General features: G+C 66.8%; 30 protein-coding genes and 1 tRNA gene. 13 read left to right on the forward strand and 18 right to left on the reverse strand.

Going from position 1 to position 25,645, the window contains the following annotated elements; translation table 11 throughout:
- Nucleotides 1-16: 16 nt before the first annotated feature.
- Nucleotides 17-1,795: an SDR family oxidoreductase gene (locus tag AB0M22_RS20025; RefSeq protein ID WP_364728551.1), complete on the forward strand. Its 1,779-nt coding sequence runs from the start codon at nt 17-19 to the stop codon at nt 1,793-1,795.
- Here the strand turns inward: AB0M22_RS20025 and AB0M22_RS20030 are convergent.
- Nucleotides 1,792-2,304, reverse strand: coding sequence for a hypothetical protein (locus AB0M22_RS20030; protein WP_364728554.1), 513 nt, complete (start codon nt 2,302-2,304; stop codon nt 1,792-1,794). The genes AB0M22_RS20025 and AB0M22_RS20030 overlap by 4 nt on opposite strands.
- 42 nt (nt 2,305-2,346) lie before the next feature.
- Between AB0M22_RS20030 and AB0M22_RS20035 the strand changes: the two genes are divergently transcribed.
- The 3 genes from AB0M22_RS20035 to AB0M22_RS20045 all read left to right on the forward strand — a co-directional run bounded on the left by AB0M22_RS20035 (nt 2,347) and on the right by AB0M22_RS20045 (nt 4,116).
- Nucleotides 2,347-2,760, forward strand: a complete 414-nt coding sequence (locus AB0M22_RS20035) for a hypothetical protein (protein ID WP_364728556.1) — start codon at nt 2,347-2,349, stop codon at nt 2,758-2,760.
- Nucleotides 2,761-2,885: 125 nt separating this feature from the next.
- Entirely contained in the window at nt 2,886-3,893 is a 1,008-nt protein-coding gene (locus tag AB0M22_RS20040) for a zinc-binding dehydrogenase (protein WP_364728559.1), read from the forward strand.
- 55 nt (nt 3,894-3,948) lie between these two features.
- Nucleotides 3,949-4,116 carry a hypothetical protein gene (locus tag AB0M22_RS20045; protein WP_364728561.1) on the forward strand — a complete coding sequence of 56 codons (168 nt, stop codon included), beginning with the start codon at nt 3,949-3,951 and terminating at the stop codon, nt 4,114-4,116.
- Nucleotides 4,117-4,122: 6 nt separating this feature from the next.
- Here the strand turns inward: AB0M22_RS20045 and AB0M22_RS20050 are convergent, their stop codons facing one another.
- A complete protein-coding gene (locus AB0M22_RS20050; RefSeq protein WP_364728564.1) occupies nt 4,123-4,554 on the reverse strand; it encodes a nitroreductase family deazaflavin-dependent oxidoreductase in 432 nt (143 codons plus the stop codon).
- A 118-nt stretch (nt 4,555-4,672) separates the two neighbouring features.
- Between AB0M22_RS20050 and AB0M22_RS20055 the strand changes: the two genes are divergently transcribed.
- A tRNA-Ile gene (locus AB0M22_RS20055) sits at nt 4,673-4,746 on the forward strand.
- Between the two features lie 21 nt (nt 4,747-4,767).
- Here the strand turns inward: AB0M22_RS20055 and AB0M22_RS20060 are convergent.
- The 3 genes from AB0M22_RS20060 to AB0M22_RS20070 all read right to left on the reverse strand — a co-directional run bounded on the left by AB0M22_RS20060 (nt 4,768) and on the right by AB0M22_RS20070 (nt 8,827).
- The gene (locus AB0M22_RS20060; RefSeq protein ID WP_364728567.1) at nt 4,768-5,319 is read right to left on the reverse strand and encodes a TerD family protein; all 552 of its coding nucleotides are present in this window, start codon (nt 5,317-5,319) and stop codon (nt 4,768-4,770) included.
- A 380-nt stretch (nt 5,320-5,699) separates the two neighbouring features.
- Nucleotides 5,700-8,465 carry a tetratricopeptide repeat protein gene (locus tag AB0M22_RS20065; protein ID WP_364728570.1) on the reverse strand — a complete coding sequence of 922 codons (2,766 nt, stop codon included), beginning with the start codon at nt 8,463-8,465 and terminating at the stop codon, nt 5,700-5,702.
- Nucleotides 8,466-8,503: 38 nt separating this feature from the next.
- Nucleotides 8,504-8,827, reverse strand: a complete 324-nt coding sequence (locus tag AB0M22_RS20070) for a hypothetical protein (RefSeq protein WP_364728572.1) — start codon at nt 8,825-8,827, stop codon at nt 8,504-8,506.
- 302 nt (nt 8,828-9,129) lie between these two features.
- Between AB0M22_RS20070 and AB0M22_RS20075 the strand changes: the two genes are divergently transcribed.
- A complete protein-coding gene (locus AB0M22_RS20075) occupies nt 9,130-9,552 on the forward strand; it encodes a hypothetical protein (protein ID WP_364728575.1) in 423 nt (140 codons plus the stop codon).
- On the opposite strand, the gene AB0M22_RS20080 is transcribed toward AB0M22_RS20075, so the two are convergent.
- Complete coding sequence (locus AB0M22_RS20080; protein ID WP_364728578.1) at nt 9,532-10,179, reverse strand: NAD(P)H-dependent oxidoreductase; 648 nt, start codon at nt 10,177-10,179, stop codon at nt 9,532-9,534. The two genes, AB0M22_RS20075 and AB0M22_RS20080, sit on opposite strands and share 21 nt — an antisense overlap.
- A gap of 51 nt (nt 10,180-10,230) precedes the next feature.
- Here AB0M22_RS20080 and AB0M22_RS20085 point away from each other — a divergent pair, with 51 nt between their 5' ends.
- Nucleotides 10,231-10,593: a MerR family transcriptional regulator gene (locus AB0M22_RS20085; protein ID WP_191094290.1), complete on the forward strand. Its 363-nt coding sequence runs from the start codon at nt 10,231-10,233 to the stop codon at nt 10,591-10,593.
- 125 nt (nt 10,594-10,718) lie between these two features.
- Nucleotides 10,719-11,225: a flavin reductase family protein gene (locus AB0M22_RS20090; protein ID WP_364728582.1), complete on the forward strand. Its 507-nt coding sequence runs from the start codon at nt 10,719-10,721 to the stop codon at nt 11,223-11,225.
- Nucleotide 11,226: 1 nt separating this feature from the next.
- On the opposite strand, the gene AB0M22_RS20095 is transcribed toward AB0M22_RS20090, so the two are convergent.
- Together AB0M22_RS20095 and AB0M22_RS20100 are read right to left on the reverse strand one after the other, a co-directional pair.
- Nucleotides 11,227-12,063, reverse strand: a complete 837-nt coding sequence (locus tag AB0M22_RS20095; RefSeq protein ID WP_364728585.1) for an RNA polymerase sigma factor SigF — start codon at nt 12,061-12,063, stop codon at nt 11,227-11,229.
- Complete coding sequence (locus AB0M22_RS20100; protein WP_364728588.1) at nt 12,053-12,535, reverse strand: anti-sigma factor; 483 nt, start codon at nt 12,533-12,535, stop codon at nt 12,053-12,055. The genes AB0M22_RS20095 and AB0M22_RS20100 overlap by 11 nt, the downstream gene beginning before the upstream one ends.
- Before the next feature lie 203 nt (nt 12,536-12,738).
- On the opposite strand from AB0M22_RS20100, the gene AB0M22_RS20105 reads away from it, so the two are divergent.
- The gene (locus tag AB0M22_RS20105; protein WP_364729835.1) at nt 12,739-13,419 is read left to right on the forward strand and encodes a PAS and ANTAR domain-containing protein; all 681 of its coding nucleotides are present in this window, start codon (nt 12,739-12,741) and stop codon (nt 13,417-13,419) included.
- Between the two features lie 3 nt (nt 13,420-13,422).
- Here the strand turns inward: AB0M22_RS20105 and AB0M22_RS20110 are convergent, their stop codons facing one another.
- The 7 genes from AB0M22_RS20110 to AB0M22_RS20140 all read right to left on the reverse strand — a co-directional run bounded on the left by AB0M22_RS20110 (nt 13,423) and on the right by AB0M22_RS20140 (nt 20,011).
- A complete protein-coding gene (locus AB0M22_RS20110; protein WP_364729838.1) occupies nt 13,423-14,325 on the reverse strand; it encodes an STAS domain-containing protein in 903 nt (300 codons plus the stop codon).
- Nucleotides 14,326-14,505: 180 nt separating this feature from the next.
- Nucleotides 14,506-15,249, reverse strand: coding sequence for a phosphoribosyltransferase family protein (locus AB0M22_RS20115; protein ID WP_364728590.1), 744 nt, complete (start codon nt 15,247-15,249; stop codon nt 14,506-14,508).
- Between the two features lie 150 nt (nt 15,250-15,399).
- Nucleotides 15,400-16,155: a GAF and ANTAR domain-containing protein gene (locus tag AB0M22_RS20120; protein ID WP_364728592.1), complete on the reverse strand. Its 756-nt coding sequence runs from the start codon at nt 16,153-16,155 to the stop codon at nt 15,400-15,402.
- Nucleotides 16,156-16,170: 15 nt separating this feature from the next.
- Nucleotides 16,171-16,968: a GAF domain-containing protein gene (locus AB0M22_RS20125; RefSeq protein WP_364728595.1), complete on the reverse strand. Its 798-nt coding sequence runs from the start codon at nt 16,966-16,968 to the stop codon at nt 16,171-16,173.
- 125 nt (nt 16,969-17,093) lie between these two features.
- Nucleotides 17,094-19,004, reverse strand: coding sequence for a CheR family methyltransferase (locus tag AB0M22_RS20130; protein WP_364728597.1), 1,911 nt, complete (start codon nt 19,002-19,004; stop codon nt 17,094-17,096).
- On the reverse strand, nt 19,001-19,588 hold the full coding sequence (locus AB0M22_RS20135; protein ID WP_364728600.1) for a chemotaxis protein CheB: 588 nt from the start codon (nt 19,586-19,588) through the stop codon (nt 19,001-19,003). Before AB0M22_RS20135 ends, AB0M22_RS20130 begins: the two co-directional genes overlap by 4 nt.
- A gap of 90 nt (nt 19,589-19,678) precedes the next feature.
- Nucleotides 19,679-20,011, reverse strand: coding sequence for a hypothetical protein (locus AB0M22_RS20140; protein ID WP_364728603.1), 333 nt, complete (start codon nt 20,009-20,011; stop codon nt 19,679-19,681).
- A 225-nt stretch (nt 20,012-20,236) separates the two neighbouring features.
- Between AB0M22_RS20140 and AB0M22_RS20145 the strand changes: the two genes are divergently transcribed.
- Both AB0M22_RS20145 and AB0M22_RS20150 read left to right on the forward strand, forming a co-directional pair.
- Complete coding sequence (locus tag AB0M22_RS20145) at nt 20,237-20,410, forward strand: CsbD family protein (protein WP_364728605.1); 174 nt, start codon at nt 20,237-20,239, stop codon at nt 20,408-20,410.
- A gap of 161 nt (nt 20,411-20,571) precedes the next feature.
- Entirely contained in the window at nt 20,572-21,255 is a 684-nt protein-coding gene (locus AB0M22_RS20150; protein WP_364728608.1) for a hypothetical protein, read from the forward strand.
- A gap of 6 nt (nt 21,256-21,261) precedes the next feature.
- Here AB0M22_RS20150 and AB0M22_RS20155 read toward each other — a convergent pair whose 3' ends face one another.
- Both AB0M22_RS20155 and AB0M22_RS20160 read right to left on the reverse strand, forming a co-directional pair.
- Nucleotides 21,262-21,681, reverse strand: coding sequence for a MarR family transcriptional regulator (locus AB0M22_RS20155; RefSeq protein WP_364728610.1), 420 nt, complete (start codon nt 21,679-21,681; stop codon nt 21,262-21,264).
- Nucleotides 21,671-23,047, reverse strand: coding sequence for an MFS transporter (locus tag AB0M22_RS20160; RefSeq protein ID WP_364728612.1), 1,377 nt, complete (start codon nt 23,045-23,047; stop codon nt 21,671-21,673). Before AB0M22_RS20160 ends, AB0M22_RS20155 begins: the two co-directional genes overlap by 11 nt.
- 138 nt (nt 23,048-23,185) lie before the next feature.
- Between AB0M22_RS20160 and AB0M22_RS20165 the strand changes: the two genes are divergently transcribed.
- Nucleotides 23,186-24,448 (forward strand): VWA domain-containing protein, encoded by a 1,263-nt coding sequence (locus AB0M22_RS20165; RefSeq protein WP_364728614.1) that lies wholly within the window; start codon nt 23,186-23,188, stop codon nt 24,446-24,448.
- A 13-nt stretch (nt 24,449-24,461) separates the two neighbouring features.
- On the opposite strand, the gene AB0M22_RS20170 is transcribed toward AB0M22_RS20165, so the two are convergent.
- The gene (locus AB0M22_RS20170; RefSeq protein ID WP_364728617.1) at nt 24,462-24,980 is read right to left on the reverse strand and encodes a PadR family transcriptional regulator; all 519 of its coding nucleotides are present in this window, start codon (nt 24,978-24,980) and stop codon (nt 24,462-24,464) included.
- A 105-nt stretch (nt 24,981-25,085) separates the two neighbouring features.
- Here AB0M22_RS20170 and AB0M22_RS20175 point away from each other — a divergent pair, with 105 nt between their 5' ends.
- Entirely contained in the window at nt 25,086-25,640 is a 555-nt protein-coding gene (locus tag AB0M22_RS20175) for a hypothetical protein (RefSeq protein ID WP_364728620.1), read from the forward strand.
- Nucleotides 25,641-25,645: the final 5 nt, after the last annotated feature.

A 25,645-nucleotide genomic window follows, 5' to 3' on the forward strand; every position in this document is an offset into this window, starting at 1 on the left:
CAGCAAGGAGAAACCGATGACGACCATCGAACCCCCGGAGCTCGTGGCCGCCGAGCGGACGGTGCGCAACGGCGAATTCGAGCTCGCCGTCTACGAATACGGCGATCCGAGCGCGGAAACCGTGCTGCTGGTGCACGGTTGGCCGGACACCAATCACCTCTGGGACGCGGTGGTGCCGTTGCTGGCCCAGCGCTTCCACGTCGTCACCTATGACACCCGAGGCCACGGCCGGTCCACCCGGACCCGGCGCACCGAGGACTTCCGGCTCGACCAGCTCGCGGGCGACTTCTTCGCCGTCGTGGACGCGGTCAGCCCGGACCGGCCGGTGCACGTGCTCGCGCACGACTGGGGTTCGGTGCAGGTGTGGGAGGCGGTGTGCGAGCCGCGCGCGGCCGCGCAGATCGCGTCGTTCACCTCGGTGTCCGGGCCGAACCTCGACCACATCGGGAACTGGATGCGCAACCGGCTGTCCCGGCCGACGCCGCGCAACCTCTGGCAGCCGTTCACCCAGGCGTTGTCCTCGGCCTACACGTTCTTCTTCATGACGCCGGGGCTGCCGCGCGCGGTCTTCGGCCTGCTCGGCACCGAGCAGCGGTGGCAGCGGGTCGTCTCGATCATGAACGAGACGCCGCCGTCGAACGTGACGCTCGGCCCGACCTTCCGGCAGGACATGGTCGACGGCCTGCTGATCTATCGCGCGAACATCGTGCAGCGCTTGCTTTCCCCGCGTGAGCGGCACACCGAGGTGCCGGTGCAGCTGATCGTCGCGGGTCGCGACGTCGCGGTCCGGCCCGCCGGCTACGACGACGAACGCAAATGGGTGCAACGACTCTGGCGCCGCGACGTGCCCGCCGGGCACTGGATGCCGTTCTCACATCCCGAGTTGCTGGCCACCGCGACCACCGAGCTGATCGACACGGTCAACGGCGGCGCCACCCCGCGCGGGTTGCGCCGGGCCGAAGTCGGCCGCAGCGCAAAGCCGTTCGAGGATCAGCTGGTGGTGATCACCGGCGGCGGCAGCGGTATCGGCCGGGAGACGGCGCTCGCCCTGTCCCGGCGGGGCGCCGAAATCGTGCTGTCCGACGTCAATTTCGCGTCGGCGAAGGAGACCGCCGAACTGATCGCCGCCGAACACGGCGTGGCGCATCCGTATCAGCTCGACGTGTCCGACGCGGACGCGGTGACCGCGCACGCCGAGATCGTGCTGGAAAACCATGGCGTGCCGGACATCCTGATCAACAACGCCGGAATCGGCCAGGCCGGTGGGTTCTTCGACACCTCGGCGGCGGAGTTCGACCGGGTCATGCGGATCAACCTCGGCGGCGTGCTGAACGGCTGCCGCGCCTTCGGATCCGCCATGGCGGAGCGGGGATTGGGCGGGCACATCGTCAACCTGTCCAGCATGGCCGCCTACAGCCCGCAGCAGGGGTTCAGCGCGTACTCCACCAGCAAGTCGGCGGTGTTCATGTTCTCCGACTGCCTGCGCGCGGAACTGGCCGGCCGCGGGATCTCGGTGCACACCATCTGCCCCGGCATCGTGCATACCAATATCGTTGCCAACACCCGGTTCTCGGGCGTCAGCGCCGAAGAGGAGAAGGCCAAGCAGCAGCGTTACGACAATCTCTACCGCAAGCGCAGCTACGGGCCGGAGAAGGTGGCCGAGCAGATCGTGCGGGCCGTGGAGAAGGACCGCAGCATCGTTCCGGTGACGCCGGAAGCGCGGTTGCAGTACCACTTCAGCAGGCTCGCGCCCGCGGTCGGCCGGTTCGTCGCGGCGCGGGTGAAGCTGACCTAATCCGCCAGGGCGCGCAGGTCGGCCTCGATGGCCGCGACGCGTTCGGCGTCGACGCCCCACGGGTGTTCGACGCCGACCCTGCGGTCCAGATCCCACAGCACGCAGGTCTCGCCCGGTTCGGCGACGAGCGCCCAGGCGACCACGGTGCGGCCGAGTTGCTCGGCCATCGAGCCGTGCGAAACCTTAGGCGGCCCTGCGCCTTCCGGAAAGTGGTGCAGGAAGCGACCGTAGGCGGCGGCGCAGAACTCGGCGTAGCGCTCGGTGCAGAGGATGAACCCGTGCCACGCCTCGTCCACCGCATGGGACGGCATGCCGACCACCTGGCCGTCGCGCATGGCCGCGCCGCAGCAGCGCAGCCACTGCCGCAGGCCGGTTTCCACCAGGTCGCGCGGGAGCCACGGGGAGGTCTTGTAGACGGCCTCGGGCAGTTCCAGCGCGGCGACTGCGGCGTTGACCGTCGCGAGGTCGATGTCGCGCGGCCGGGATCTGCGGAAGCGGAAAGACGGCACAGTTCACTGTACGCAGGCGAGCTGCGCCGTTACGGTTCATGAATGGCTGAGACCATCTTCTTTGTGTTCTTCGTCTTGGTGATATTGCTGGTCATCGCGACACCGTTCATCGTGATCGGCGTGATCGTCGGCGTGCTGCGGCGCAACAGCAGGCGGGTTCCGCCGTATGGGGCTCGGCGTGGGGGTCCGCGGCGGCGCTACGGCGGGGGTTACGACAGCTCCGACCCGTACTGGGCGGCCGGTGCCGCCGGGTTCGCCGATGGTGGCTCGTCGAGTAGCTGTAGCGGGGGCTGGGATCCGGGGCACGGGGGTGGTCATCACCATCACGGCGGTCACCACGACAGTGGCGGCAGTAGCAGTAGCTGCGGTGGTGGGAGCAGCAGCAGTTGCGGCGGCGGAAGCAGTTCCAGCTGTGGCGGTGGGAGCAGTTCCAGCTGCGGTGGCGGAAGTTCCTGAGCGCGGTTTCCCGGCTGCGCGTGGTGATTTCGCGGTCGGCATAATCGCCCGGCTTGACCTCAACGTTGATTGAGGTTCCATGCTTGGTCCTGTCAGTCGGAACAGGGAAGCGATGGAGGATGGTCATGCGGGCTGTGCAGGCAGTGGAATTCGGTGGACCCGAGGTGCTCACCGTGCGTGAGGTGGCGGAGCCGGTCGCCGGGCCGGGCGAGGTGGTCGTCGACGTGGCCGCCGCCGACGTGATGTTCCTGGACACCCGGTTGCGCAGCGGTTGGGGTGGTGACTACTTCAAGCTGGCGACGCCGTACGTGCCGGGTGGCGCGGTCGCCGGCGTGATCAGCGCGGTGGGCGCCGGGGTCGACGCGTCCTGGGTCGGCAAGCGGGTCGCCACCGCGACCGCGGCGAGCAAGATCGGCGGCGGCCAGCCGATCGGCGGCTACGCCGAAAAGGCTTTGGCCAAGACCGAATCGCTGACCACGGTGCCCGACGGACTGAGCCTGGCGCAGGCGGTCGCGCTCGCCCACGACGGCAAGACGGCGCTCGCGGTGTTCGATCGGGCCGCGATCCAGCCGGGGGAGTGGGTGCTGATCACCGCGGCCGGAGGAGGCTTGGGCACCTTGCTGATTCAGCTCGCGCACGCCGCCGGAGCGCACGTGATCGCCGCCGCGCGCGGCCGCACCAAGCTGGAACTCGCCGAGCGCCTTGGGGCCGAAGCCGTCCTGGACTACTCCGAACCGGGCTGGTCGGACAAGGCGCGGGCGGTGACCGGCGGCGCGGGCGTGCACGTAGTGCTCGACGGAGCGGGTGGCGAGCTGGGTGAGGCCGCGCTCGACGCCGTCGCGGACAGCGGCCGATTCCTCGGATACGGCGCCTCGGCAGGCGAATTCGCGACACCGGACGCCGCGACGACGACGGCGCGCGGCATCACCGTCTACGGGCTGTTCGACATCACCGACGCGAACACCGACTGGGCCGGGCTCGCCGAACGTTCGCTCGCCGAGGCCGCGGCCGGGCGGCTGGAAGTGGTGATCGGCCAGGCCTTTCCGCTCGACGACGCCGAAAGTGCGCACGCCGCCATCGAATCCAGGACCGCGGTCGGACGCACCCTGCTGACCGTGGGTTCTGCCCGCTGAGACCGTTCGGTCTTCGCCCTAGCGGGCACCCTGGCTCGGCGCTAGGGTGCCCTGGGTGGAGACTCTGATCGTTGTTGGTGTGGTCCTCGTGGTACTGGCCCTGGTCATCGTTGTCGTGCAAATCGCCAGCAGACCCCCGAAAGACGGGAGACGTTGGGACAGAGATGATCCCGACGATTACAACGGTCACTGGGAGGAGCGCGACGACGACTACCGAGACTGACCGAACTCAGCCGGCCGGCGTCAGCACGACCACCGGAATGGGCCGCTTGGTCATCTTCTGGTAGGCGCTGTACCGCCCCTTATTGATCTTGTCCACGATCGCGAACCGGCGAGCGTAATCCGCATCGTCCGGATAAGTCGGCCGCGCGACCACCGCTATCGTGCGCCGCCCGATCTGAATCTCACACTCCGGCTTGGCCTTCACATTCGCCAGCCAGCCCGGCGGCCGCGGCGACCCACCATTGGACGCCGTCACCAAGTAGTCCGCCCCATCCGTCCCGTACGTCAGCGCCGAGGTCCGCGCCTGCCCCGTCTTGCGCCCCACCGTCCGCAGCAGCAACGTCGGATTCCCGAACAGCACCCGGTGCCCCACCAACCCACCGCTGTTCTCGTACACCCACTGGTGCACCTTCAGCACATTCGCGAACAAACTCGCCATGCTCGACCCTCCAGAACGGTTGCCGGACGCCCAACCCTAACCGCCACCCGGGTCCAAGTGGTGCAAGCCCCACCCCAACCGGTAGCATCCCCCACGCCTGCGGTACACCCGCAGAAGCGGGGCGGTAGCTCAGTCGGTTAGAGCCGTGGACTCATAATCCATTGGTCGCGGGTTCGAGCCCCGCCCGCCCCACAAACAGCCCGAACGGCCAGGTCAGACCAGCATGACGCGCACCTGGGTGACGGCCTCGGCGGGGTGCTGTGCGCGGATGGCCTCGCCGATCGACTCGAACTGCCACACACCGTCGGTGCGGAATACCTTCCCCATGACCAGCCCCGTGTGTGATCCGCCGCCGCTGAGGTCGTAGCGGGCGATCTCGATGCCGGTCACGCTATCGATCAACCGGCAGAATGCGTTGTCGATCTGTTCGAAGGTTTGACCCGTGTAACAGGTCACGATGAAGACCACCGCGTTGATGTGCGGGGTCAATCGGGTCAGGTCGACGGTGATGATCTCGTTGTCGCCCTTGCCTTGTCCGGTGGTGCTGTCGCCGAGGTGGCGGATCGCGCCGTCGCGGGAGATGAGTTGCTCGTGGTAGACGACGTCGACGATCTCCTCGTCGGCGAACAGCAGTGCGGCGGCGTTGAGATCGATGTCCTTGCCGCGCGCGCCGAAGAATCGATGGGTACGGACCGGGTCCCAGCCGAGCGCCATGGTGACGTAGTCGAGCGCAGTGCCGCTGTCGTCGCGGAGTGTGATGAACATGGGCTTCCCCCTTGAGCTTTGACGACCGCCGTGATCAGCGGACTCGAAGAGGGCAGTGCCGTGGTACCGCCAGAGATAACCATCGGGAGCCTCCCACCCTCAGCCGCCCGACCCGCGATCACGAGCCGGGTTTGCCGACCAGGCTTCCCGGCGCACCACCCGTAAAGATGCCGTAAAAGTGCCGTCAGAGCAAACCTTTTCGACTCGATGCCCGGAGGTCCGGCCTCCGGAATCCTCCGGACCGGAATTCCGGCCCATGGCTTCTGACCTGGGAGTTCACCGTGTGAACAGCTGATGTGGCTTGGCGATGCTTCAGTGTTTGCGGTGATGATTGCGGCGCCATCCGGGAGCGGTGGTAGGGGCGCCGCAGGTGGAGGGGATCAGCGGCGGTTCCGGGTATCCGGGCCGATGCGCGGGAGTCGATCTCGGGAGTTCGGACGGTGGGGTTCGAGCGTGGCGAGATGGGTTGCCGCGGCATCGGTTTCGGATCTGTTCAGCCGACGTGGTGCGTCGGCGAACATCGTCGTCCCCTCGTCCGGTTTGCCGGATGCCAGCAGGGCCTTCTCGATGGTGGTGCGGAGTTCGGCCTCCTTGACTCGGTAGCCGATCTCCCGGAACAGGTCCAGAGCTTGCCGGGAGAGGTCGGCGGCTCGATCGTGATCGCCGGTCTCCAGGCAGACCGCGCCGAGGTTGGCGAGGGCCTCGGCTTCGCCGATACGGAAGCCGGTCTCGCGGAACAGAATCAGGGCTTGCCGGGAGAGGTCGGCGGCCTGCCCGTAGTCGGCTGTCTCCCGGCGCACTATCGCGAGGTTGTTGAGGTTGGTGGCTTCGCCGACGCGGTGGCCGAGTTCCCGGAACAGGGCCAAGGCCTGCTGGATCAGGTCGGTGGCCTGCGCGTGATCGCCGATCTCGCGGCGCACGAGCCCGAGGTTGCCGAGCGCGGTGGCTTCGCCGCTGGGACTGCTGATCTCCCGGAACCGTGCCGCGGCACGTAACAGCACTTCGGTCGCCTCGCCGTAGTCTCCAGCCTCGCGGTGCACGCTGCCGAGCATGGTGAGCGCGCCGGCTTCCCCGAGTCGGTAGCCGGTCTCGCCGAACAGGATCAAGGCCTGCCTGATCAGGGCGGTGGCCTGTGGATAGTCGCCGGAGTCGCGGAGCAAGCCGCCGAGTCGGGTCAGGGCGTCGGCTTCGCCGATGCGGTGGCCGGCCGCCCGGAACACGGTCAGGGCCTGCTGGATCAGGTCGGTGGCCTGCCGGAAGTCGCCCGTGTATCGGTGTAGGCCGCCGAGGCTGACCAGGGTATTGCCTTCGCCGATGGGGTAGCCGGCCGCGCGGTACAGGGCGAGGGCCTGCCGGAGTAGGTCGGCGGCCTGCTCGTACTGGTATCGCCCGCTTTGCCACTGCACGATGGCGAGGTTGGTGAGTGCGTTGGCTCGGCCGAGGTGGTTGCCGAGGTGACCGGCAGCCTCGGCGGCGCGCTCATGCAGCCTGCTCGCGGTCGGCCACGGCCCTTCGCGCTCCAGCAATTCCGCCAGCACCTCGGTCAGCCCGACCATGCGTGCGGGATCGTGGGCGGCGGTGTACTCGAGGCAGGCGAGCAGGTTGGCTCGCTCCGTCCGCATCCACGCCAGCGCGCGCGTCTCGCCGTCGAATTCCCGTACCACCCCGCCGGTCAGGCCTGCGGGGTGGTTGTCGTCGGTGGGGCGAGGTCTTCTGGTCAGCCATCGGTCTGCCGCTGCGGCAGTGGCCCGGTAGTAATCCAGTAACCGCCGCATCGCCCCGGTGCTGGACGGCGTGGTCGCGCTGAGGGCACGCACGTATTCGCGCACGAGGTCGTGCAGGCGATATCGGCCGCGGGTGGTCTCCTGGATGAGGTTGTCGGTGTACAAGGCGTCGAGGTGGATTCGTGCTTCGGTGAGCGGCATGTCGTTCAACGCGGCGACGGCGTAGGCGTCGAAATCGGTACCCGGGTGCAGGCCCAGCATGCGGAATAACTGCCGCCTGGTGGGTGGCAGATTGTCGTAGGAGGCGGTGAATGCGGCGCGGACTGCGCGTTGGCCGGCGTTGAGTTCGTCGAGTCGGTTTCGGGCGGTGCGGAATTCGTCGGTGAGGCTGGTGAGGGTCCAGGCGGGGTGGTGGGCGAGGCGGCCGGCGAGTAGCACGATCGCCAGCGGCAGGTACCCGCACAGCCGGACGATCTCGGCGACCGCTGCGACATCGTCGCCCTGCGGATTCCGTTGGGCCAACCGGCAAAACAAGTCGACAGCGCTATCCGGATCGAGGGTGTCGAGCGGCAGTGGGAGGGCGTCGTCGAGCGCGATGAGCCGGCGGCGGCTGGTGATCAGGGTGAGGCATTCCGGTCCAGCCGGCAGCAGCGGTTCGATCTGGTCGTGGTCGCGGGCGTCGTCGAGAACGAGCAGCACCCGTTTGGCGGACACGCGGTCGCGCCACAGGTCGCGGCGGGCTTCGAGGGATTCCGGGATGTGGCTTGGTGCGATGCCGAGGCCGGTGAGCAGAGTGGCCAGCACCTCGGCGGGGTCCGCGGGGACCTGCCCTGGGGTGTGTGAATTCAGTTCGACGAAGAATCTGCCGTCGGGGAACACCTCGGACAGCAGATGCGCCGTGCGGGTGACCAAGGCGGTTTTCCCGACGCCGGGCATGCCGTCGATGGTGTGGATGGACACCACCCGGCCTGGTCCGGCGGCGTCGAGGATTCGCTGCACCTCGACATCGCGTCCGACGAACGTGGGGACGTCACGGCGGAGCGAGGTCAGTACCGCCGGGCGTACGGGCTCGCTGCTTGCCGCTTTCCATAGCCGCCGCCAAGCCGACCGGTTCGACAAGACCGACGGGACCGGGCCAGATGTCTGTCGCGCCAGCGCGATCAGTGTCACCAGCACTGGATCCAATGATTCGAAGCGGGACGGCACGTTGCGTCCAGTGCGCCAGTCGCTGATGCGTTGCATCGAGGAACGCTGACTCTGTGCCGGTGTGCGGGCGGCTTTCAGCCGTGCCTCGGTGCTGGCCGCGACCCGCTGCAATGTCGGGTTGCCCGCGGCGTCCCACAAGTCGGCCAACCTGGCCACGAACAGCGCTCGCGGCGAAGCGTCCTCGCCGCCACCGGTCTCGCTCGTCTCGCCACGCACCACCACACGATAAGGGCCTGGTCGGCAGGTTGCGCAGGTCAGCCCGCTGGTCGAGACGTCGGCGGGCGGCCGGCTAACGCGTCATACCTTTTTCCTTGGACTGCTTGGCCAGTTCCTGTTCGAACTGTTCGGGGGGTGAATTTGATCTCGCCCTTCGGGAAGATTTTGCACCCTTTGGCGGCGACTTTCCCCGGGAGGGTGGCGGTGCCGGTCGTTGTCGTCACGGGCGCGAGTTTGCCGTCGGGGTTGACGCCGCAGAGGTAGTACGGCTCCTTCTTGGCGGAGTCGAGGATGAAGAAGAGTCCGGTGATTTCGCCGTCCTTGGGGGCCTTGTTGGCTGCGGTGCACTTGTCGGCTGTCACCGGGGCGAGGTTGTCGCTGATTTCCTTACCCGACTCGATGGTCTTGCACCGGTAACTCGGGGACGTCACGGCATGCGCGGTGGGTGCGAGAAGGACCAGCGAGGCGACGGTGGTGAGGCCGGCGGCGAGTTGGGCGGGGCGGCAGGGCACTGAATGGGCCTCGATTCTGTGGGGGTTCCGGTGTGGAACACCCCGCTATTCGGACCCGAGTCGGCCTTTGGATTGGTGGCGTCCGGCATCATCGGCATACCTCGACAAGAAAGTGCTCATTCGGTGAGCACTTAACTGCGGATGATGAGTTCATGGAATGCATCGACGCAGGTTCTCATCGGTTTTCGAACGCGGCGCAGTGGGAGTCGTGGCTCGCCGACCGGCATGACGACGCGACGGACGTCTGGCTGGTGATCGCCAAGAAGGGCGCCGAAGGACTCACCATCGGCGAGGCGCTGGATGTCGCACTCTGCTTCGGTTGGATCGACAGCCATCGAAAGGCCTTGGACGAGCAGCATTTTCTGCAACGGTATTCACCGCGCCGCGCGAAAAGCCCTTGGTCGCAGCTGAATGTGACGAAGGCCGAGGCGTTGATCGCGGCGGGCCGGATGCGGAAGCCTGGATTCGCGGCGATCGAAGCGGCCGCGGCGGACGGGCGATGGACGGCCGCGAAGGCGCGGACGCCGAGCGCCCGCGCCGCGCAGATCGTGACCTCACTCGCGCAGGCGGGCTGACCCATCGAACGCCGCTTGCGCACGCTGCGCCAGATCGGCACCGAGCTTGAACCCCTGAGCAACCAGTTCCTGATGTGCCTGCGGGTCACTGGTTTCGGTGCCGTAGAGGATCTCGATGGATGACTCGGCGATCTCGGAGTAGTCCGCGATGCCGTGTCGCAATTGCAGGGAGATCGAGTCCTTGTAACCGCGACGATCGAAGGTGCCCTGGTTGACGCCCGCCAGCGCGATGAAATGCAGCTCATCGATCGCGCTCGGCCCGTTCGGGGAGGTGTTCTCGTAGGCCCAGCCGCGGCTGAAGACGCGATCGATCCACCCCTTGGCCAGCGCGGGCATGGACCACCAGTACACCGGGAACAGCAGTGCGACGACGTCGGCCGATTCGATCAGCTGCTGCTCGCGCCGCACATCCTCGGGGACCTCGCCGACCAGTCGATGCACCGCGAGATCCGCCGCGCTGAACACCGGATCGAAGCCCGATTTGGTCAGGTCATGCGTTGTGGCAGTAGTGTTTCCGTCCGCCTGGATGCCTTGCTCCACCGCGCGGGCGATGGCCCAGGTGGCGGACTCGTGGTCCGGGTGCGAGACCACCAGTAGCACCTTCGGCCGACTCCGTTCGTTCGTCATACGGCCAAGGTAAGGTATGACACTAACGTCAATGTCAAGGAGGAGCTCGCGGTGCGGATCAAGGATTTGAGCGAGCTCACCGGCGCGACCCCGCGAATGCTGCGGCACTACGAGAACGCCGGCGTCCTGACCCCGCAGCGCGATCCGAACGGCTACCGGCATTACCGCCAGGAAGACGTCAAGACGGTGCACGACATCCGCTGCCTGCTCGCCTCCGGCCTGTCGCTGTCCGAGGCCGCCGCGCTGATCCATATCGCCTGCACCGCCCCGCAGAGCGCCACCGATCAGGACCGCGACGACGTGCTGGCGCAACTCGACGAGCGCACCCGCCAATTGGACGCGGGTATCGAACGACTCCTCGCCGAAAAGGCGAACATCCTCAAACTCCGGGAAGACGTCATGACCGGCCGCTGACGAAATTCACCGCCCTGATCACCGCCGATGTCTCGTAGTGTGGGTTACGGACTGCCCACTTGCCGTGGTCCCGAGCCGTGCCGAAACCGCGGCGTCGGAGCACGGCCGAGCCGAGCGCGAGGACCATGTCGGACAACGTCACAGCAGCTAGAACCGGTTTCGATGCGGTGATCGCGGCCGCCGACTACCCGGTGTTCGTCGTGACCGCCCGGGCCGGCGGCCGCCAAGCCGGGTGTCTGGTCGGCTTCACCTCGCAGGTGAGCATCGAGCCGCCGCGGTTTCTGCTCGGCATCTCCAAGAACAACTTCACCTTCGGCGTCGCGATGGCCGCCGAGCACCTCGCCGTTCATCTGCTCGGCCGCGAACAGTCCTCGCTCGCCGCACTTTTCGGCGCGGAGACCGGCGACGACATCAATAAGTTCGCGCACTGCAAATGGCATCCGGGCCCGGCGGACTTACCCATCCTGGCCGCCGCCGCGGGCTGGTTCACCGGCCGCATCCTCGAGCGGCACGACCTGGGCGATCACGTCGGCATGCTCATCGCACCGGAGGAATCCTCCGCTCCGCCCCCGCACACCGAACCACTGCGCTACAACCTCGTCGCCGGTTTGAAGCCGGGGCACGTGGCGTAGCTCAGGCCACCTGCGCGGGCCGGTCGTCCAACGCCTGCGAACGCAGGGTGTTCAACGTCTTGGTCAGAATGCGCGAGACCTGCATCTGCGAAACCCCGAGCTGCTCGGCGATCTGCGCCTGAGTCAGCGATTCGAAGAACCGCATGATCAGCACCTGCCGCTCCCGCTCGGGCAGCGCCGCGATCAACGGACGCACCGTCATCGACTGCTCCAGCAGTTCGTAGCAGGGTTCCTCGGCGCCGAGGCCGGCCACGACGGACAACGTCGCGTTCTCGCCGTCGTCGCGGGTGATGCCATCGATCGAATTCGTCTGGTACCCATTGCGCGCGATCAGCGCCTGGGTGATCTCGGTGAGCTCGACCCCCAGCTCGGCGGCGATCTCCCTGGCATTGGGTACTCGGCCGAGCTTGTTCGACAGTGTTTCGGTCGCCGGCCCGATCAGCTGCTGAATCTCCTTGAGCCGACGCGGAACTCGCACCGCCCAGGTGCGATCGCGGAAGTGCCTGCGCACCTCGCCCATGATCGTCGGCACGGCGAAGGACAGAAACGAACTCCCGCGCGAGACGTCGAACCGGTCGACCGCGAGAACCAAACCCACCCTGGCGATTTGATGCAGATCGTCGAAAGCCTCACCGCGACCGGAGAATTTGCGCGCGATATGCTCGGCCAGCGGCAGGCACAGCCGCATCACTTCCTCGCGCAACTCGTTTCGGTGCGGGTCGTGCACCGTGAGCGCCGCCATCTTCTCGAACCAAGGCTCGATGTTGTCGTAGCTGTCCCCGCGCGAACTGCTGCGCCGCGGTGTCTCGGTTCGGTCCGTGGTGAACTCACGTTGCATCGGATGTACCTCGCTCCCAACTGAATTCGATGGCCGTCGGATATCCACCGGTATCGAGATCAAACGAATCCTGGAGCAACTCGGCCGAATCGGTCAGCACCTGCACCAACTGCCAGCTCAACGGATCGCGGCTGACTTCGACATCGCGGGTCGTGCTCGCGCTGAGCCGCACGCTGAGCCGCCGCTTGTTGTAGGTGAACGCGCACCGCAGGGTCGAGCCGGGCACCGCGTCGAGCATCAGCGCCGTCGCCGCTTCACTGAGCACCAGCCGAATATCCGGGATCGCGTCGAGCGTGACATCGGCCATCATGCACGTGGTGTCGGTCAGTGCGCGCAGCATGCCCAGTTCATGCGGTTCAGCTGCCAGCTCGAAAGCCACTCGGTGTGCGACTACGGCCGTTTGGTGTGGTGTCGATGTCTTGGAAACCACCTTCATCATGTTCACCGCCTCCCAACGATTCACTGATGCCATACCCCCGAAGTGTGTGCCCAACCCGATAGCCGGCATCCGGTCGTGGCGATGTGACTCGTCTTACCCGGCGGCATAGGGCTGAAAGTCCCTTCGGACAGGGCACAAAGACTCTGAATTTGCCATATTTCAGTTCCGTTCCGACACGAGCGGCCGACCGCCGACACGGCGCAGAAACCCCAGGTAGCGCGCATACTTACCCGGTGATGGAAACAGGCGCGACGGCCGCCGAATCGGCGACCCACGCGGTCGTTCAGGTGGTCGGTGGCGGCACACCGCAGCCGACCGGAAGCTTCGATTTCTGGTTCGCCGATCAGCGGTGGCAGTGGTCGGACGAGGTCGCCGTGATGCACGGGTATGCGCCGGGGACGGTGACGCCGACGACGGAATTGCTGTTGTCGCACAAGCATCCCGACGACCGCGCGCAGGTCGCGGAGACGATCGCCAAGTCGCTACGCAATGCCGAACCGTTCTGTAGCCGGCACCGCATCATCGACACCGCCGGTCAGATCCGCCATGTGATCGTCTTCGGCGACACCATGACCGAGGACGACAAGGTCGTCGGCACCACCGGTTACTACGTCGACCTGACCGAAACGATCGATGAACAGCGTCAGAAGTTGCTGGCCGACGCGCTGCCGGAGCTGTTCGAGGCGCGGGCGGTGATCGAGCAGGCCAAGGGCGTGCTGATGCGGGTGTACCGGCTCAATGCCGAGCAGGCGTTCCGGGTGTTGCAGTGGCGGTCGCAGGAAACCAACGTCAAGCTGCGCACCCTTGCGGGGCGGATCATCGCCGAACTCGACTCACTACCGCCGGCGGCGCCGCAGGTGCAGACCGCGTTCGACCACCTGTTGCTGACCGTGCACGAGAACGCCGGACCGGAATAGCCGTCAGTTCTCCGGTCGGCGAGTGTTGTCGCCGGTGCCGGTGCGGCTGACCTCGTAGCCGAGCAGTCGTTCGGCCTCCTCGATCCCGCCCTGGAGGTCGCCGACCGCGTTCATCTTCGACAGGTCCAGCCCGATGGTGACCAGGGTCAGCGCGATCTCCGAGGACAACCCGGTGATGATCACGTTCGCGCCCATCAGGCCGGACGCGTCGACGGTCTGCACCAGGTGGTTGGCCACGGTGGAGTCGATGGTCGGCACGCCGGTGATGTCGATGACGACGACCTTCGCGCGGTTGGCCCGGATCGCGCGCAGCAGCTGTTCGGTGAGCTGACGGGCCCGCTGCCCGTCGAGCACGCCGATGATCGGCAGGATCAACAGCTGTTCACGTACCTGGAGCACCGGCGTGGACAGCTCGCGGATCGCCTCTTGCTGCTGGCGGATGATGCGTTCGCGTTCCTCGACGAACGACACACCCACGGTATTGGCGATCCGGTTGGCGGCCGGTTCGTAGGCATCGAGCACGGCGTTGAGCAGCTGGAAGTCGGCCTGGTACTTCTCGAACAGCGAACGCGCGAGCACGTCGCGCAGCAGCAGCACGATGCCGAGGACCTCGTCGGTCTCCACGCCGCGCGGAATGATGCGCTCGGACAGGTCGCGCGCGTAATCCTGCAACGCCTCCACCGAACCGGTTTCCAGCACGGCCACGTAGTTGTCGTAGACCGACGTCGCCTCGGAGAACATCTCGTCGGGCGTCATCGCGGTCAGTAACTGCGCCTCGGTGATCCGCCGCGCCCATTCCTCGCGCAGCACGGTGCGGTTCTGCCGCAGGTGCTCCACCAGTTCGGAAAGCAGCCCCTCGCTGACACCGTTGAAGCTGGTGTCGGTCGCGAACGCAGTAATCGACAGCTCGGACAATGCCGCCTCCGCTCCATCCCACGCGTCTGGACATCGCGTGCTCGAAATCGCGGTGGTCAGCCACTGTCTGGACCATTCCACCGCCCGCCGAATCGTATACCTATCGCGGGTGGTGCAGCCATCGAAAGGGGGCACACCGGGTTTCCGGGCGCGGCGGGCGGGGTAACCCGGCTACCCGCCTCCGTTTCCGCTCTCCGCCAGGCGAATTCGTTCGGGTGCGAGCGCGGCCGGTATGCGCCGGCGGAGCAGGTGATCCACGTCGGTATCGGCGACCGGGTCGAAGTGCAGGTAGGACTCGCCGAGCGGGCGCGCGTTGGGTGAGGTTTCCAGGCACACGATCTTGTCGGCGTGATAGGCCAGCGTCCGCACGACGCGATGCGGCGCGACCGGAACCGCGAGCACGACCCGGATCGCGCCGCGCCGATAGGCCGCTCGACAGGCGGTCCGGGCGGTGATGCCGGTCGTGACGCCGTCGTCCACAACCACCGCCGTGCGCCCGCCCAGCCACGGCCGCGGACCGTTGCGCCGGAACCGTTCGGCGAGGCGATGCAACCGGTCGCGCTCGTGCGATTCGGTGTCGGAGAGTTCCTGGTCGGTCAGGAACGCGCTGCGCACGACGACCTCGTCGATGATGCGGGTGCCGTCCTCGCTGATCGCGCCGAAGGACAGGTCCGGCCGATAGGGGACGCGCAGCTTGCTGACCATAATGGTGTCGAGCGGCAGGCGTAATCGCGCGGCGATCTCGTGGGCCACGGTGACGCCGCCGCGGGGTATGCCGAGGACGATGACATCCGGTCCGCGGAACGCCTGTAGTCGGTCGGCGAGCCGACGGCCCGCGTCGCGCCGGTCCCGGAACAACGAACGCAGGGGTGCGCGCCGCTCGGTGTGGTCGTTGGATAACGCGGGCTCGTCCATACCGTTCCCCGAGTGTCGAGTGGGATGATCCGGAGCCGCACTTCGGGACTCGGTAGAACAGCACCAATTCTACTCGGCGGTACCGCTTTTACCGCCGGTTTGCCTGGACGGCATCGCTGGGGAGTTGAAATACCTTGGGGGAGTGAGTGATCAGGAACGGCGGCGAGGCCGCGACGAGCCCTCCGGCTCGACGAAATGCGGTGCGGTAGGCCGGCGGCCGGTGACTGTCTCGATGATCTCCACGGCCAAGTCCGCGACCCGGACGTTGCTGTGCTGAGACTTGTTGCGCAGCACCTCGAATGCGGCGTCGCGGTCGCAGCGGTGTTCGGCCATCAGGATGCCGAGCGCCTGATCGATGGTGGAGCGCGAGGCCAGCGTCGCGCGTAGCTGTTCGGTCAGCTTGGCCTGCCGTGCGGAGTCGGAGGCGACGGCGAGCAGCATGCCGAGGTGTTCAGCGGTGAGGGTGGCCGCCTGCCGGACCCGTTCGGTGATGCCGTTCGGCTGGGTCGAGTAGAGCGACAACGCGCCGACTGTTTGCCCGTCTATCGAAAGTGGTTGGGCGTAGATCGATTTGACGCCGTGGGACAGCATCCGTGTCGAATACCCGCCCCAGCGGTGCTCGGCCGCGAGATCGGGCACCGAAATCTGTTGTGCCGTACTGATGGCCTGAAGCGAGGGGTCGTAGCCCTCGGTGAATCGCGACTCCTCCATCAGGATCTCGTGCGCGGCGCTCGAACCGCCGACGATGGTGCCGTGTTCCCGGGTCAGCGTGACCCCGGCCATCGGGTGCTCCGGCAGCATCCGGACGACGGTATCGGCGATGGCGCACAGTGATTCGCCGACCTCGTCGCCGGTCAGCAGCAGCGCGGTCAACTCCGACATCCCCAACGCCAGTTCGTCAGTCATGAAATGCCTTGACGGTCAACATAATTGGTATCCGTCCTCCAGTACGCGGCGGGCGATCTCCGGGACTGCGATGCCGTCCGCGAAGGCGCGTGCGCGCAACAGCGCCAGCGCGGCGTCGATATCGCAACTGCATTGCACGGCAACCATACCGACGGCTTGGTGCACGGTAGCCAGGTAATCGGCATCATCGAACAGGGTGCCCTGCGGCGCACCGTCGGCGGCGGTTCCGTGCGCGCCGAGCAGCACCGTGTTGGCGAGTGCGTCGGCCACCTTCGCGGTGGCCGGGGTGATCTCGGTGCGCAATCCGTCCACGCCGGCGAATACGCACAGGGCGCCGAGCAGACGCGACGACAGCAGCGGGACAGCGACCACGGAGTGCACGCCGAGTTGGGCCAGCGCCGGGCCGTACTCGGGCCAGCGCGTGGCCAGATCGGTGCCGCCCGCGGTGACGAAGTCCCGGCCGTCCAGCACGTCACGGGCCGGGCCCTCGCCGATCAGCTGTTCCAGGTCGTGCGCGGCGCGTGCGGTGACGTCCGACGCGGCGACCAGCAGTTCGTCACCCTTCCGGCCGAACAGGGTGACCGCCGCGCTGTCCACGCCCAGGTGCTGGGCGACCGCGGCCATGAACACCGGCCGCAGCGCGGCCCGGTCGCCGATGTACCAGCGTTGCAGGCGCAGGGCGTGCAACCGGTGCAGTCGCGCACAGGCCAGATGCCGGCCTTCGATCCGTCGATGCAGCTCAGCCATGCGCTGCCGGAAAGGCTGCATGGCTTCGGGTCGCTGGGTGGCCTGTGCCTCGTATTTCGCAGCCACCGCTGCCGCTCGAGCGGCTCGTTCGCGCTCGGCGCTGAATTCCTGCCACTCACGGACAATTTCCTGGTGAGCGTCCGAATACGACCGCACTCTTTCAACCCTACGCGCTTGCGCTGGTGACAGCGTTAATTGCCCTGTATGGCAATGTTTGTCGGCGGGACTTCCTCCAAGAGCAGCACCACCCCGTCCCGGGTGCCGTCCAACGGCGAACAGGTCACCGCGCAGGTGATCGACCGCCCGATCCGGTTGACCGCCGGGATCTCCACCGGGGCGTCGCGGCGCCCCGTTTTGAGGCAGCGCTGGATGCTCTCGTGCAGCTGCTGAGTGGGCAGCCCGAAGTCGAGCGCGAAGAACACCTGCTGCTGGACCTCCTCCGAACGCAGCCCCCACATCTCCTCCGCGCCCCGGTTCCAGCTGCGCACCCGCAACTGATCGTCGAGCACCACCACACCGGCCGCAACGCTGGACAGCACGCCCTCGAGGAAGGTGCGGGTCTCGTTCAGCTCGTCGGTGCGTAGCCGCATCTCCTCGTTCATGGTTTCGAGTTCTTCGTTGCCCGACTGGAGTTCCTCGTTCGTGGTCTCGAGTTCTTCGTTGGTCGATTGCAGTTCCTCGTTGGTGGTTTCGAGTTCCTCGATGCTGGATTGCAGTTCCTCGTTGGTGGTTTCGAGTTCCTCGTTGGTGGACTGGAGCTCCTCGTAGGCGGTCTCGAGTTCCTCGCGCTTCACCTTCACTTCGAGCGAAAGCCGGGTCGCCACCGTGGTATCGACGAAATTGACCACGACGCCGACATCCGCGCCGTCGCTGCCCCACAACGGCTGGACGTGCACGTCGTAGTACTGGATGTCGTCCGGGCCGAGTTTGCGTTCGGCCGAGCCGACCCGGATGTGGCGGCGTTCGGACACCGCCTGCTGGATCAGCGAGCGCAATTCCACTGGGCGATAGGAGATTTCCAGCTCGCTCAGCGGCCGGCCGACGTCGTGCTGGGTCAGGCCGAATTGGCTGCGCATCTGGTTGTTCAGGATGGAGATCTTGCCGTCCGCGTCGAGGCCGAGCATGCCGTACGGCGCGGTCTCCAGCGCGAGTTCGCTCAGCTGGCGCTTCTTGACCAGGCCCTGCACCTCGAGGCCGAGGCTGACATCGAGCCGGGCCGGACTCGGCTGCTGCGGCGGCCGGACCTCGCCTGCCCGGCGCCGGAAGATGCGCTGGCGCATGCTCGCCACGCCGAACCGCTCGCCCTCCGACAGCAGCAGTTCCGCCTTGCCGAGGAACAGGAATCCACCCTCGCGCAACGCGAACCGGAACCGGTCCAGGATCTGCGATTGTGCCTCGGCGTTGAAGTACATCAACGTGTTTCGGCACACCAGCAAGTCGAGCCGGGAGATGGGCGCGTCGCGGGTGATGTCGTGCCTGCCGAAGATCACCCGGCGGCGCAGGTCGGATCGGAAGGCGAACTTGTCGCCGATCGGCTCGAAGTACCGGTCCCGCAGTTCGACCGACAGTTGACTGAGCGACTTCGCCGGATACACACCGGACCTGGCCTCGCGCAGCGCCTCCTCGTCGACGTCGGTGCCGTACAACTTGACTCGCTTCGCGCACTCCTCGACGCCGAGCACCTCAGCGAACGCGATGGCCAGCGAATAGGTTTCCTCGCCGCTGGAGCAGCCCGCGCTCCAGATCCGGATCTCGCTGTCCGGCTTGGTATTCGCGATCAGTTCCGGCAGCACCTCGCGCTGGAGGTACTGCCACGCCTCCAGGTCGCGGAAGAAGCTGGTGACATTGATCAGGATGGTGTTGAACAGGTGCCGGAACTCCTCGGCGTTGCTCTCCAGCAGATCCCGATAGTCGAGGTAGTCGAGCACCCGGACCTCGTGCATCCGCTTGCGGATCCGCCGGGTCAGCGACGAGCGCTTGTAGCCGGTGAAATCGAACCCGCGCGAATCGCGAATGAACAGCAGCAGGTCCTCGAGGGCCGGGTCGACGGTGTCGATCTCTTCGCCCGGCACCGTCATGATCTCCTCGCTCGGTTCGGTCACGTCGCGCTCTCCACCACGAGACCGCGGATCACTCCGGCGATCTCGTCGAGTGGCACAACGAGATCCACGTCGCCGGTCGCCACGGCGGCGCCCGGCATGCCTTTGAATTCCGCTTCCTCCGGATCCTGCGCGACCACCGTGCCGCCGCGGGACTTGACCGCGCTCACGCCGGTCGCGCCGTCGCTGCCGGAGCCGGTCAGCACGCAGGCGATGGCCCGCGAACCATACGCGCCCGCCACCGATTCGAACAGCAGATCGGCCGACGGCCGGACGAAGTGGACCAGCTCGCTGCCCGACAGCGCGAGCACCCCGTGCGGCTCCACCAGCAGATGGAAGTTCGGCGGCGCGATGTAAACCGTTCCCGGCGTGATGGTTTCACCCGCCTGCGCCAGCTTCACCTGCAATTCCGTTCGGCGCGAGAGCAATTCGGCCAGCACGGTCTTGTGTCGTGGATCGAGGTGCTGCACGACGAGCACCGGGACCGGCAAGCTGGCCGGGAGAGCGCCGAGGACCTTGAACAGCGCGGTGATACCGCCCGCCGACGAGGCTATGGCAACGACGGCGTACTGGTCATCCGAGGTCATGGTCGCGCGGACCAGCCGTGAGGTGCACGGGATCAGGGTAACGCCCCGGCAGATACCCGCCCAGCGAAGGGCGCGACCCGGCGCGGCGGCTCATCGCCGCCGCCTGCTGCGTAGCTCGCCCATCGGTGCGGCGGCGGTCAGGGAGAGCATGGCCAGGCCGGTTGTGCGGATCATCGAATCGAGATTCGTGAGGATGTCGACGATGGCGGCCCGGTTCTCGTCGAGTTCCGCGCTGGTCAGCTGGTCACGATCGAAGGCCATGCGGATGGTGTCGAGTCGCAGGCCGGTGTCGAACAGGTTCCGGACCAGCCGATCGCCCAACCGAGTGAACTCGGCGGCGTCGTAGAGCTGCGGCCCGGTGTGCTGCGGCGGCGGGCGCGAGGCCGGCTGCTGGACGAGTTCGTCGGGCGAAACGAGGGTCATGATTCCTCCGGGTTCGGTCGCGGGCACGGAGAGCCACGCTGCGGGACTCGGGGAATTTTCACCTCGAACTCTACGCCTGAGCCGCAGCTCGGGGGCCTGACTGAGGGTTACCGGCGGTACCGGAGACAGCCCGCGCGTGTTTGCATCCACTCAGTCCGGTTATCCGGGGATCGACTGGCCCGATAAAGGCAGGTCGGTCGAACCCAACCGGAAGGGGTTAGACAAATGAGCACAGCTGACAAGGCCAAGAACAAGGCTGAGGAACTCGCCGGTCAGGCGAAGGAGAAGTTCGGTAACGCCACCGACGACCAGGACCTGAAGAACGAGGGCAAGGCAGATCAGGTCAAGTCCAACCTCAAGGACGCAGGCGAGAAGGTCAAGGACGCCTTCCGCAACTGACCGATAATCCGGTCACTGCCGTCGAGCGGGTGCGCGCCCCATTGGGCGCCGCCCGCTCGTCCGTGTCCGGGGACGGCGGTAATAAGGTGTTGATCAGGCCGAGCCCGGCGATAGGGTGCAGGTGTCTATCGCGTTGATCGAACGGCTCGGGAGGATTCGGGATGATCGCGGCACGCGTGGTTGCTGTTGTCGCATCGGTATTCGTCAGTGCGGGATTGGCCGGGGGAGTGGGTCCTGCCGCGGCGGGGCCTGCGGCGTGTGCGGCGGGAAATCCGTTGCAGCCCACCGCCGAACTGTTCGCCACCGACAACACCGCGACCATCACCGACCCGCAGGATGAGCGCCTGCGCAACCGACTGGCCGGGTTCGAGCTGGCCGTCGGCGCAATCGCGGTGCAGCACATCGGATTACCGGTCGGATCGACGTTGGTCAGCGGCGTGTTCTGGTCGGACGAGCGCCGGCAGGCGACCTATGAACGGTCCCGCGAATTCCATCTCGCCTGTGTCGGCAGCGCCGATCTGCGACGGATCGCCGACCAGGTGCGCACCCGGTATCGGCAGGAGTCGGTGCTGACCTTCCAGCGGCTTGCCGCGAATTCGCCTGAAGCGGACGCGGTTACGGTCACCGTCGCCGGGATCGACGTGCAGCGGTTCCGGGACGGACTGGTCGCCGATCCGGTGGCTCGGGAACGGCTCGTCGGCGGCTCGGTGACCGAGGCCGGCACGTTGATTCTCGTGGTCGATATCGCCGATGTGGAGTTGGCGCAGCGGTTCGTCGCGAAGCTCGGCGGTACCTGGGATGCGCACAGTGTTCAGTACGGTGATCGCGAATTCGTCAGCGCCTGAACGGTTTCAGTGCTCGATCCGGCTGAGGATGTCGCGTAGTGCGCGCAGCTCGTCGGGGGACAGCGCGGTGACGGACTCCGGCGCGGGATCCGGCGTCGCCAGCGCCTTGGCGAGCACGGCGCGGCCCGCATCGGTGATGGACACCAGTTTCTGCCGCCGATTGGTGGGATCGATCTCGCGGACGACGTAACCCTGCTCCTCGAGATCGTTGACCGCGACCGTGGCCGCCGGGGCGTCCATCGCCGCGGCGTGCGCCAGCTGCTTGACCGTCATCGGCCCGGTCCGCAGCCGGCGCAACACCCGAATCCGGCTGAACGACACCCCGGCCCGCTCGCTCGCGGCCCGCCGCCACGGGTCGCGCGAGTACATCACGATGCGGGTGAGCAGGGCCCACACCTCGTCGGGAGTGGGGTTGTCATGCGGCATGAACGGGCACTTTCTGTTCCAGTAGCGGGGCGACGCGGTCACTGGACCGCTTGGCCCACGGCGTGTTCGCGACTACGCCGAGTATGGCGACCCCGGCGGTCAGCACCGCGATCACCCACCACAGTCCCGCGCCGGCCAGCGCGCCGCACAGCGCGACACCGATGCTCACGCCCACCTGGCGACTGGTCGAGGCCACCGCCGACGCGGCGCCCGCCCGATCCAGCGGCATCCCGCTGACCGCCGTGGTGGTGATCGGCGCGTTCACCGCGCCGAACCCGATCCCGAAGAGCGCGAACATGATCACCAGCGCCCACACCGGTGTATTCGCATCGAGCGTGGTGAGCAGGACGGCTGCCAGGGTCATCATCACGCCCGCGCCGATCAGCGACGGTTTGGTCCCTACCCGGCCGACCAGGCGACCGGACAGCGGCGAGACGATCACCACGGCGACGGCCATCGCCAGATACAGCACACCGGTGTGCACCGCCGTGTAGTGCCGCACGTTCTGTAGATACAGCGAGCAGCTGAACAGGAACGCGCCGAGCGCGGCGAAGGAGAAGATGGCGATCACCGTCGCCGAGGCGAACGGCACGCTGCGGAAGAACCGCAGATCGATGAAGGGATCCACGCGCCGCGACTCGTAGTAGACGAACGCGGCCAGCGCGAGCGCCGAGACCACGAAGATCAGCGGCATCCGCTCGATCAGCGCGAACACCGTGGTGAACAGGAACACCACCGCGAGCACCTGCCCGATCGGGTCGATGCCGCGGAACGTCGCCGACTTCGACTCCGGCACGAACAGCCCGGTGAACACCAGCGCGACCAGGCAGATCGGCAGGTTGATCCAGAACACCGACTGCCAGCCGAGCGCATCGATCAGCACGCCGCCGACCGTCGGCCCTAGCGCCATCGAAATACCGACCACCGCACCCCAGACCCCGATCGCGCGAGCGCGTTCCATCCGTCCGGTGAACACCGTGGTGATGATCGACATCGCCACCGGATTGAGCATCGAGCCGCCGATCGCCTGCAAGAAGCGGGCACCGATCAAGATCTCGATGGACGGTGCGAGGCTGCACAGCAGCGAACCGATCGCGAAGGTGACCAACCCGATCCGGAATACCCGGCGCCGCCCGAACCGATCCGCCGTCGCGCCCGCCAGCATCAACAGGCTGGCCAGCGTGAGCGTGTACACGTCGACGATCCACTGCAACCGGGACAGCGGAGCGTGCAGATCGGTCTGGATCGCGGGTATCGCGACGTTCACGATCGTCGAGTCCATCGAGACGATCAGCAGGCTGAGGCAACAGGTAGCCAGCACCAGCGTTTTACGCCGCGCCGTCAGCTCCGGAACAGTTGTAATCACACAACTATTGTGGAGTTACAACTGTTTCGACGCAACCTCTGTGACCCGTGTCGCACCGGGGTGGTCGGATCGCTCGGCGTTCTCCTGGTCGCTGCCCTACCCTGACTACGGTTCGTCGGTCTGTTCTAGGGAGTCGCCGTGAGTGCTGCACTGGTCAAGGGGCAGAACGGGGGACTGGCGCAGCCGCGGGTGGTGGTGTCGGTGCGGAGCGAGGCGGCGGTCGATGTGTCCGCGTTGCTGGTGACCGCGGCCGGCCGGGTGCGCTCGGATGCCGACTTCGTGTTCTTCAATCAGCCGGAGGCTCCCGGGGTTTCGTTGCGGTCTGCGGCGCTGGAGGTTTCGTTCGCGGCGGTGCCTGTGGAGATCGCGCAGTTGCGGGCGGTGGTCACGTTGGATGATCCGGACGCCACGTTCGGTCGGTTCGCCGCGCCGGTGGCGACGGTGGCGGATGCGTCCGGAAATGTGTTGTACGAGTATCGAATCGAGGGGCTCGGCAGTGAGTCCGTGGTGATCGCGCTCGAGTTGTATCGGCGTGGTGCCGAGTGGAAAGTCCGGGCGGTGGGGCAGGGGTACGCGGGCGGATTCGCGGACCTGATCACCGATCATGGTGTGAGTGTGGACGATACGTCCGAGCCATCGGAGCCTGCTGCTCCGCAGCCTGCGTCTGATCTATCCGTGCGCACGGTCCCCGGCGAGGCCGCGCTCTCGTTCGAGAAGCGGGAAAAGCTCGACCTGCGCAAGCGGGCCGTGGCCAAGGTGTTGATCAGCAAGGACGCCTTGGGAATCCGTGCCCGCGTGGTGCTGGTGATCGACAAGACCGGCAGCATGCTCAAGCAGTACCGCAACCAGGTCGTGCATCGCGTGGTGCAGCGAATGGTCCCGGTGGCAACCCAATTGGACGACAACGGCGCGCTGGAGGCGTACCTCTACGCCCTCTCCTTCGCCAAGCTGCCCGACATCACCGTCGAACACAGCGACGAATGGGCGCAGACCTTTTTGCACCTCAGCGGCACCCACGCCGGCATCGACTACAACCGAATCGGTGGCCGCAACGACGAATTGCCGATCATGCGCGACATCATGGCGTCGCTACGCCCCGGCGACGGGCCGACGCTGATCCTGTTCTTCACCGACGGCGGCTTCGCGAACAAGCGCGAGATCGGCGCGCTCATGCGCGAGGCCTCGCACCTGCCGGCGTTCTGGCAGTTCATCGGTCTCGGCCGCGCCAACTACGGCCTGCTGCGCTCGCTCGACGAGATGACCGACCGAATCGTCGACAACGCAGGATTTTTCGCACTCGACGACATCGATCGAGTCGACGACGGCGAGCTGTACGCCCGCCTGCTCGGTGAGTTCCCGGACTGGCTGCGCGCGGCCAGGGCCGCGGGTGTCCTGCGCTGAACCGCAACGGATTTCAGTCTTCGGGGAGCTGTTCCATCGCCCACTTGGCCCACTCCTCGTTCATCGCGTAGAAGCGTTCGCCCCACTCCAGCGCGATGCGGCCGTACCGGGAGAAGTCGTTGTCGTCCCAGTCGACAGCTCCCTCGAGCTCGAGTAGTTCCTGCCGCCCCTTGCCGGAAGTGGTCGCGATGCCCTCCAGGTAGTCGGCGGCCTGCGCCTGCGACACCACGCCGAGGAAGAAGACGCGCAGCAGCGTCTCGTCGCGGACCACCCCTTTCGGCCGGGTCTCGGTGAGCCAGTGTCGCAGTTCGGCCAGTCCCGCCTCGGTGATCGTGTATTCCTTGCGGCCGCGCGGGCCTTCGTCGGACACGGCGATCAGCTCGGCCTCGGCGAGCTTGCCCAGCTCGGTATAGATCTGGCTCTGCGTCGCGGACCAGACATTGGCCAGCGACACCTTGAACCGTTGCAGCAGGTCGTATCCGCTGGCCGGGCGATCGGCGAGCAGTCCGAGCATGGCGAACCGGAGACTCATGCCCCTCACTCTACATTCCACTATTGACAGGTCGAACTGGGAGGCTCTAGTTTTGACATGTCACAACTGGAATATCGCGGCGACGCGAGTCGAGGAGCTTCGGACATGTCGTACCTGCGCACTTTCGCCCCCTGGATCGTCTACGCGATCATTCCGTCCGCGCATTGGCAGTGGGCCGCGTTGATCGCCCTGCTGCTGTCGGTGGTCGAGGTGACCCGCCAGCTCCGCGCGGGCCGCACCCTCGACGCCCTGATGATCGCTCTCGGCTCGCTGGTCTTCTTCGCGGCGCTGACCGTGCTCGCCTTCGCCGATCCGAACACCGCACTGCACCCCTACAGCCCCGCGCTGTCCTCCGGTGTGCTCGCGCTGATCGCGATCGTCTCGCTGGCCGTGCGCAAGCCGTTCACCCTCGGTATCGCGAAACAGTCCAGCCCGAAAGAGCTTTGGGACAACCCGGTGTTCATCCGGACCGCCTACGTGCTCACCTCGGTCTGGGCCGCGAGCTTCACCGTCGGCTGCGTCGTGCTGACCTTCCTCGCACATGCCGACTCGGCCCCGCGGACCATCGCGCAGGTTCTGGCCTTCGTGATCCCGGTGGTCTTCACCATCCGCTACGTCGCCTACATCCAGTCCAAGGCGCCGGCCGGCGCCGAAGCCTGACCAGA

Origin of the sequence: Nocardia sp. NPDC051756 (assembly GCF_040681495.1) — a bacterium.
Taxonomy (GTDB): Bacteria; Actinomycetota; Actinomycetes; order Mycobacteriales; family Mycobacteriaceae; genus Nocardia.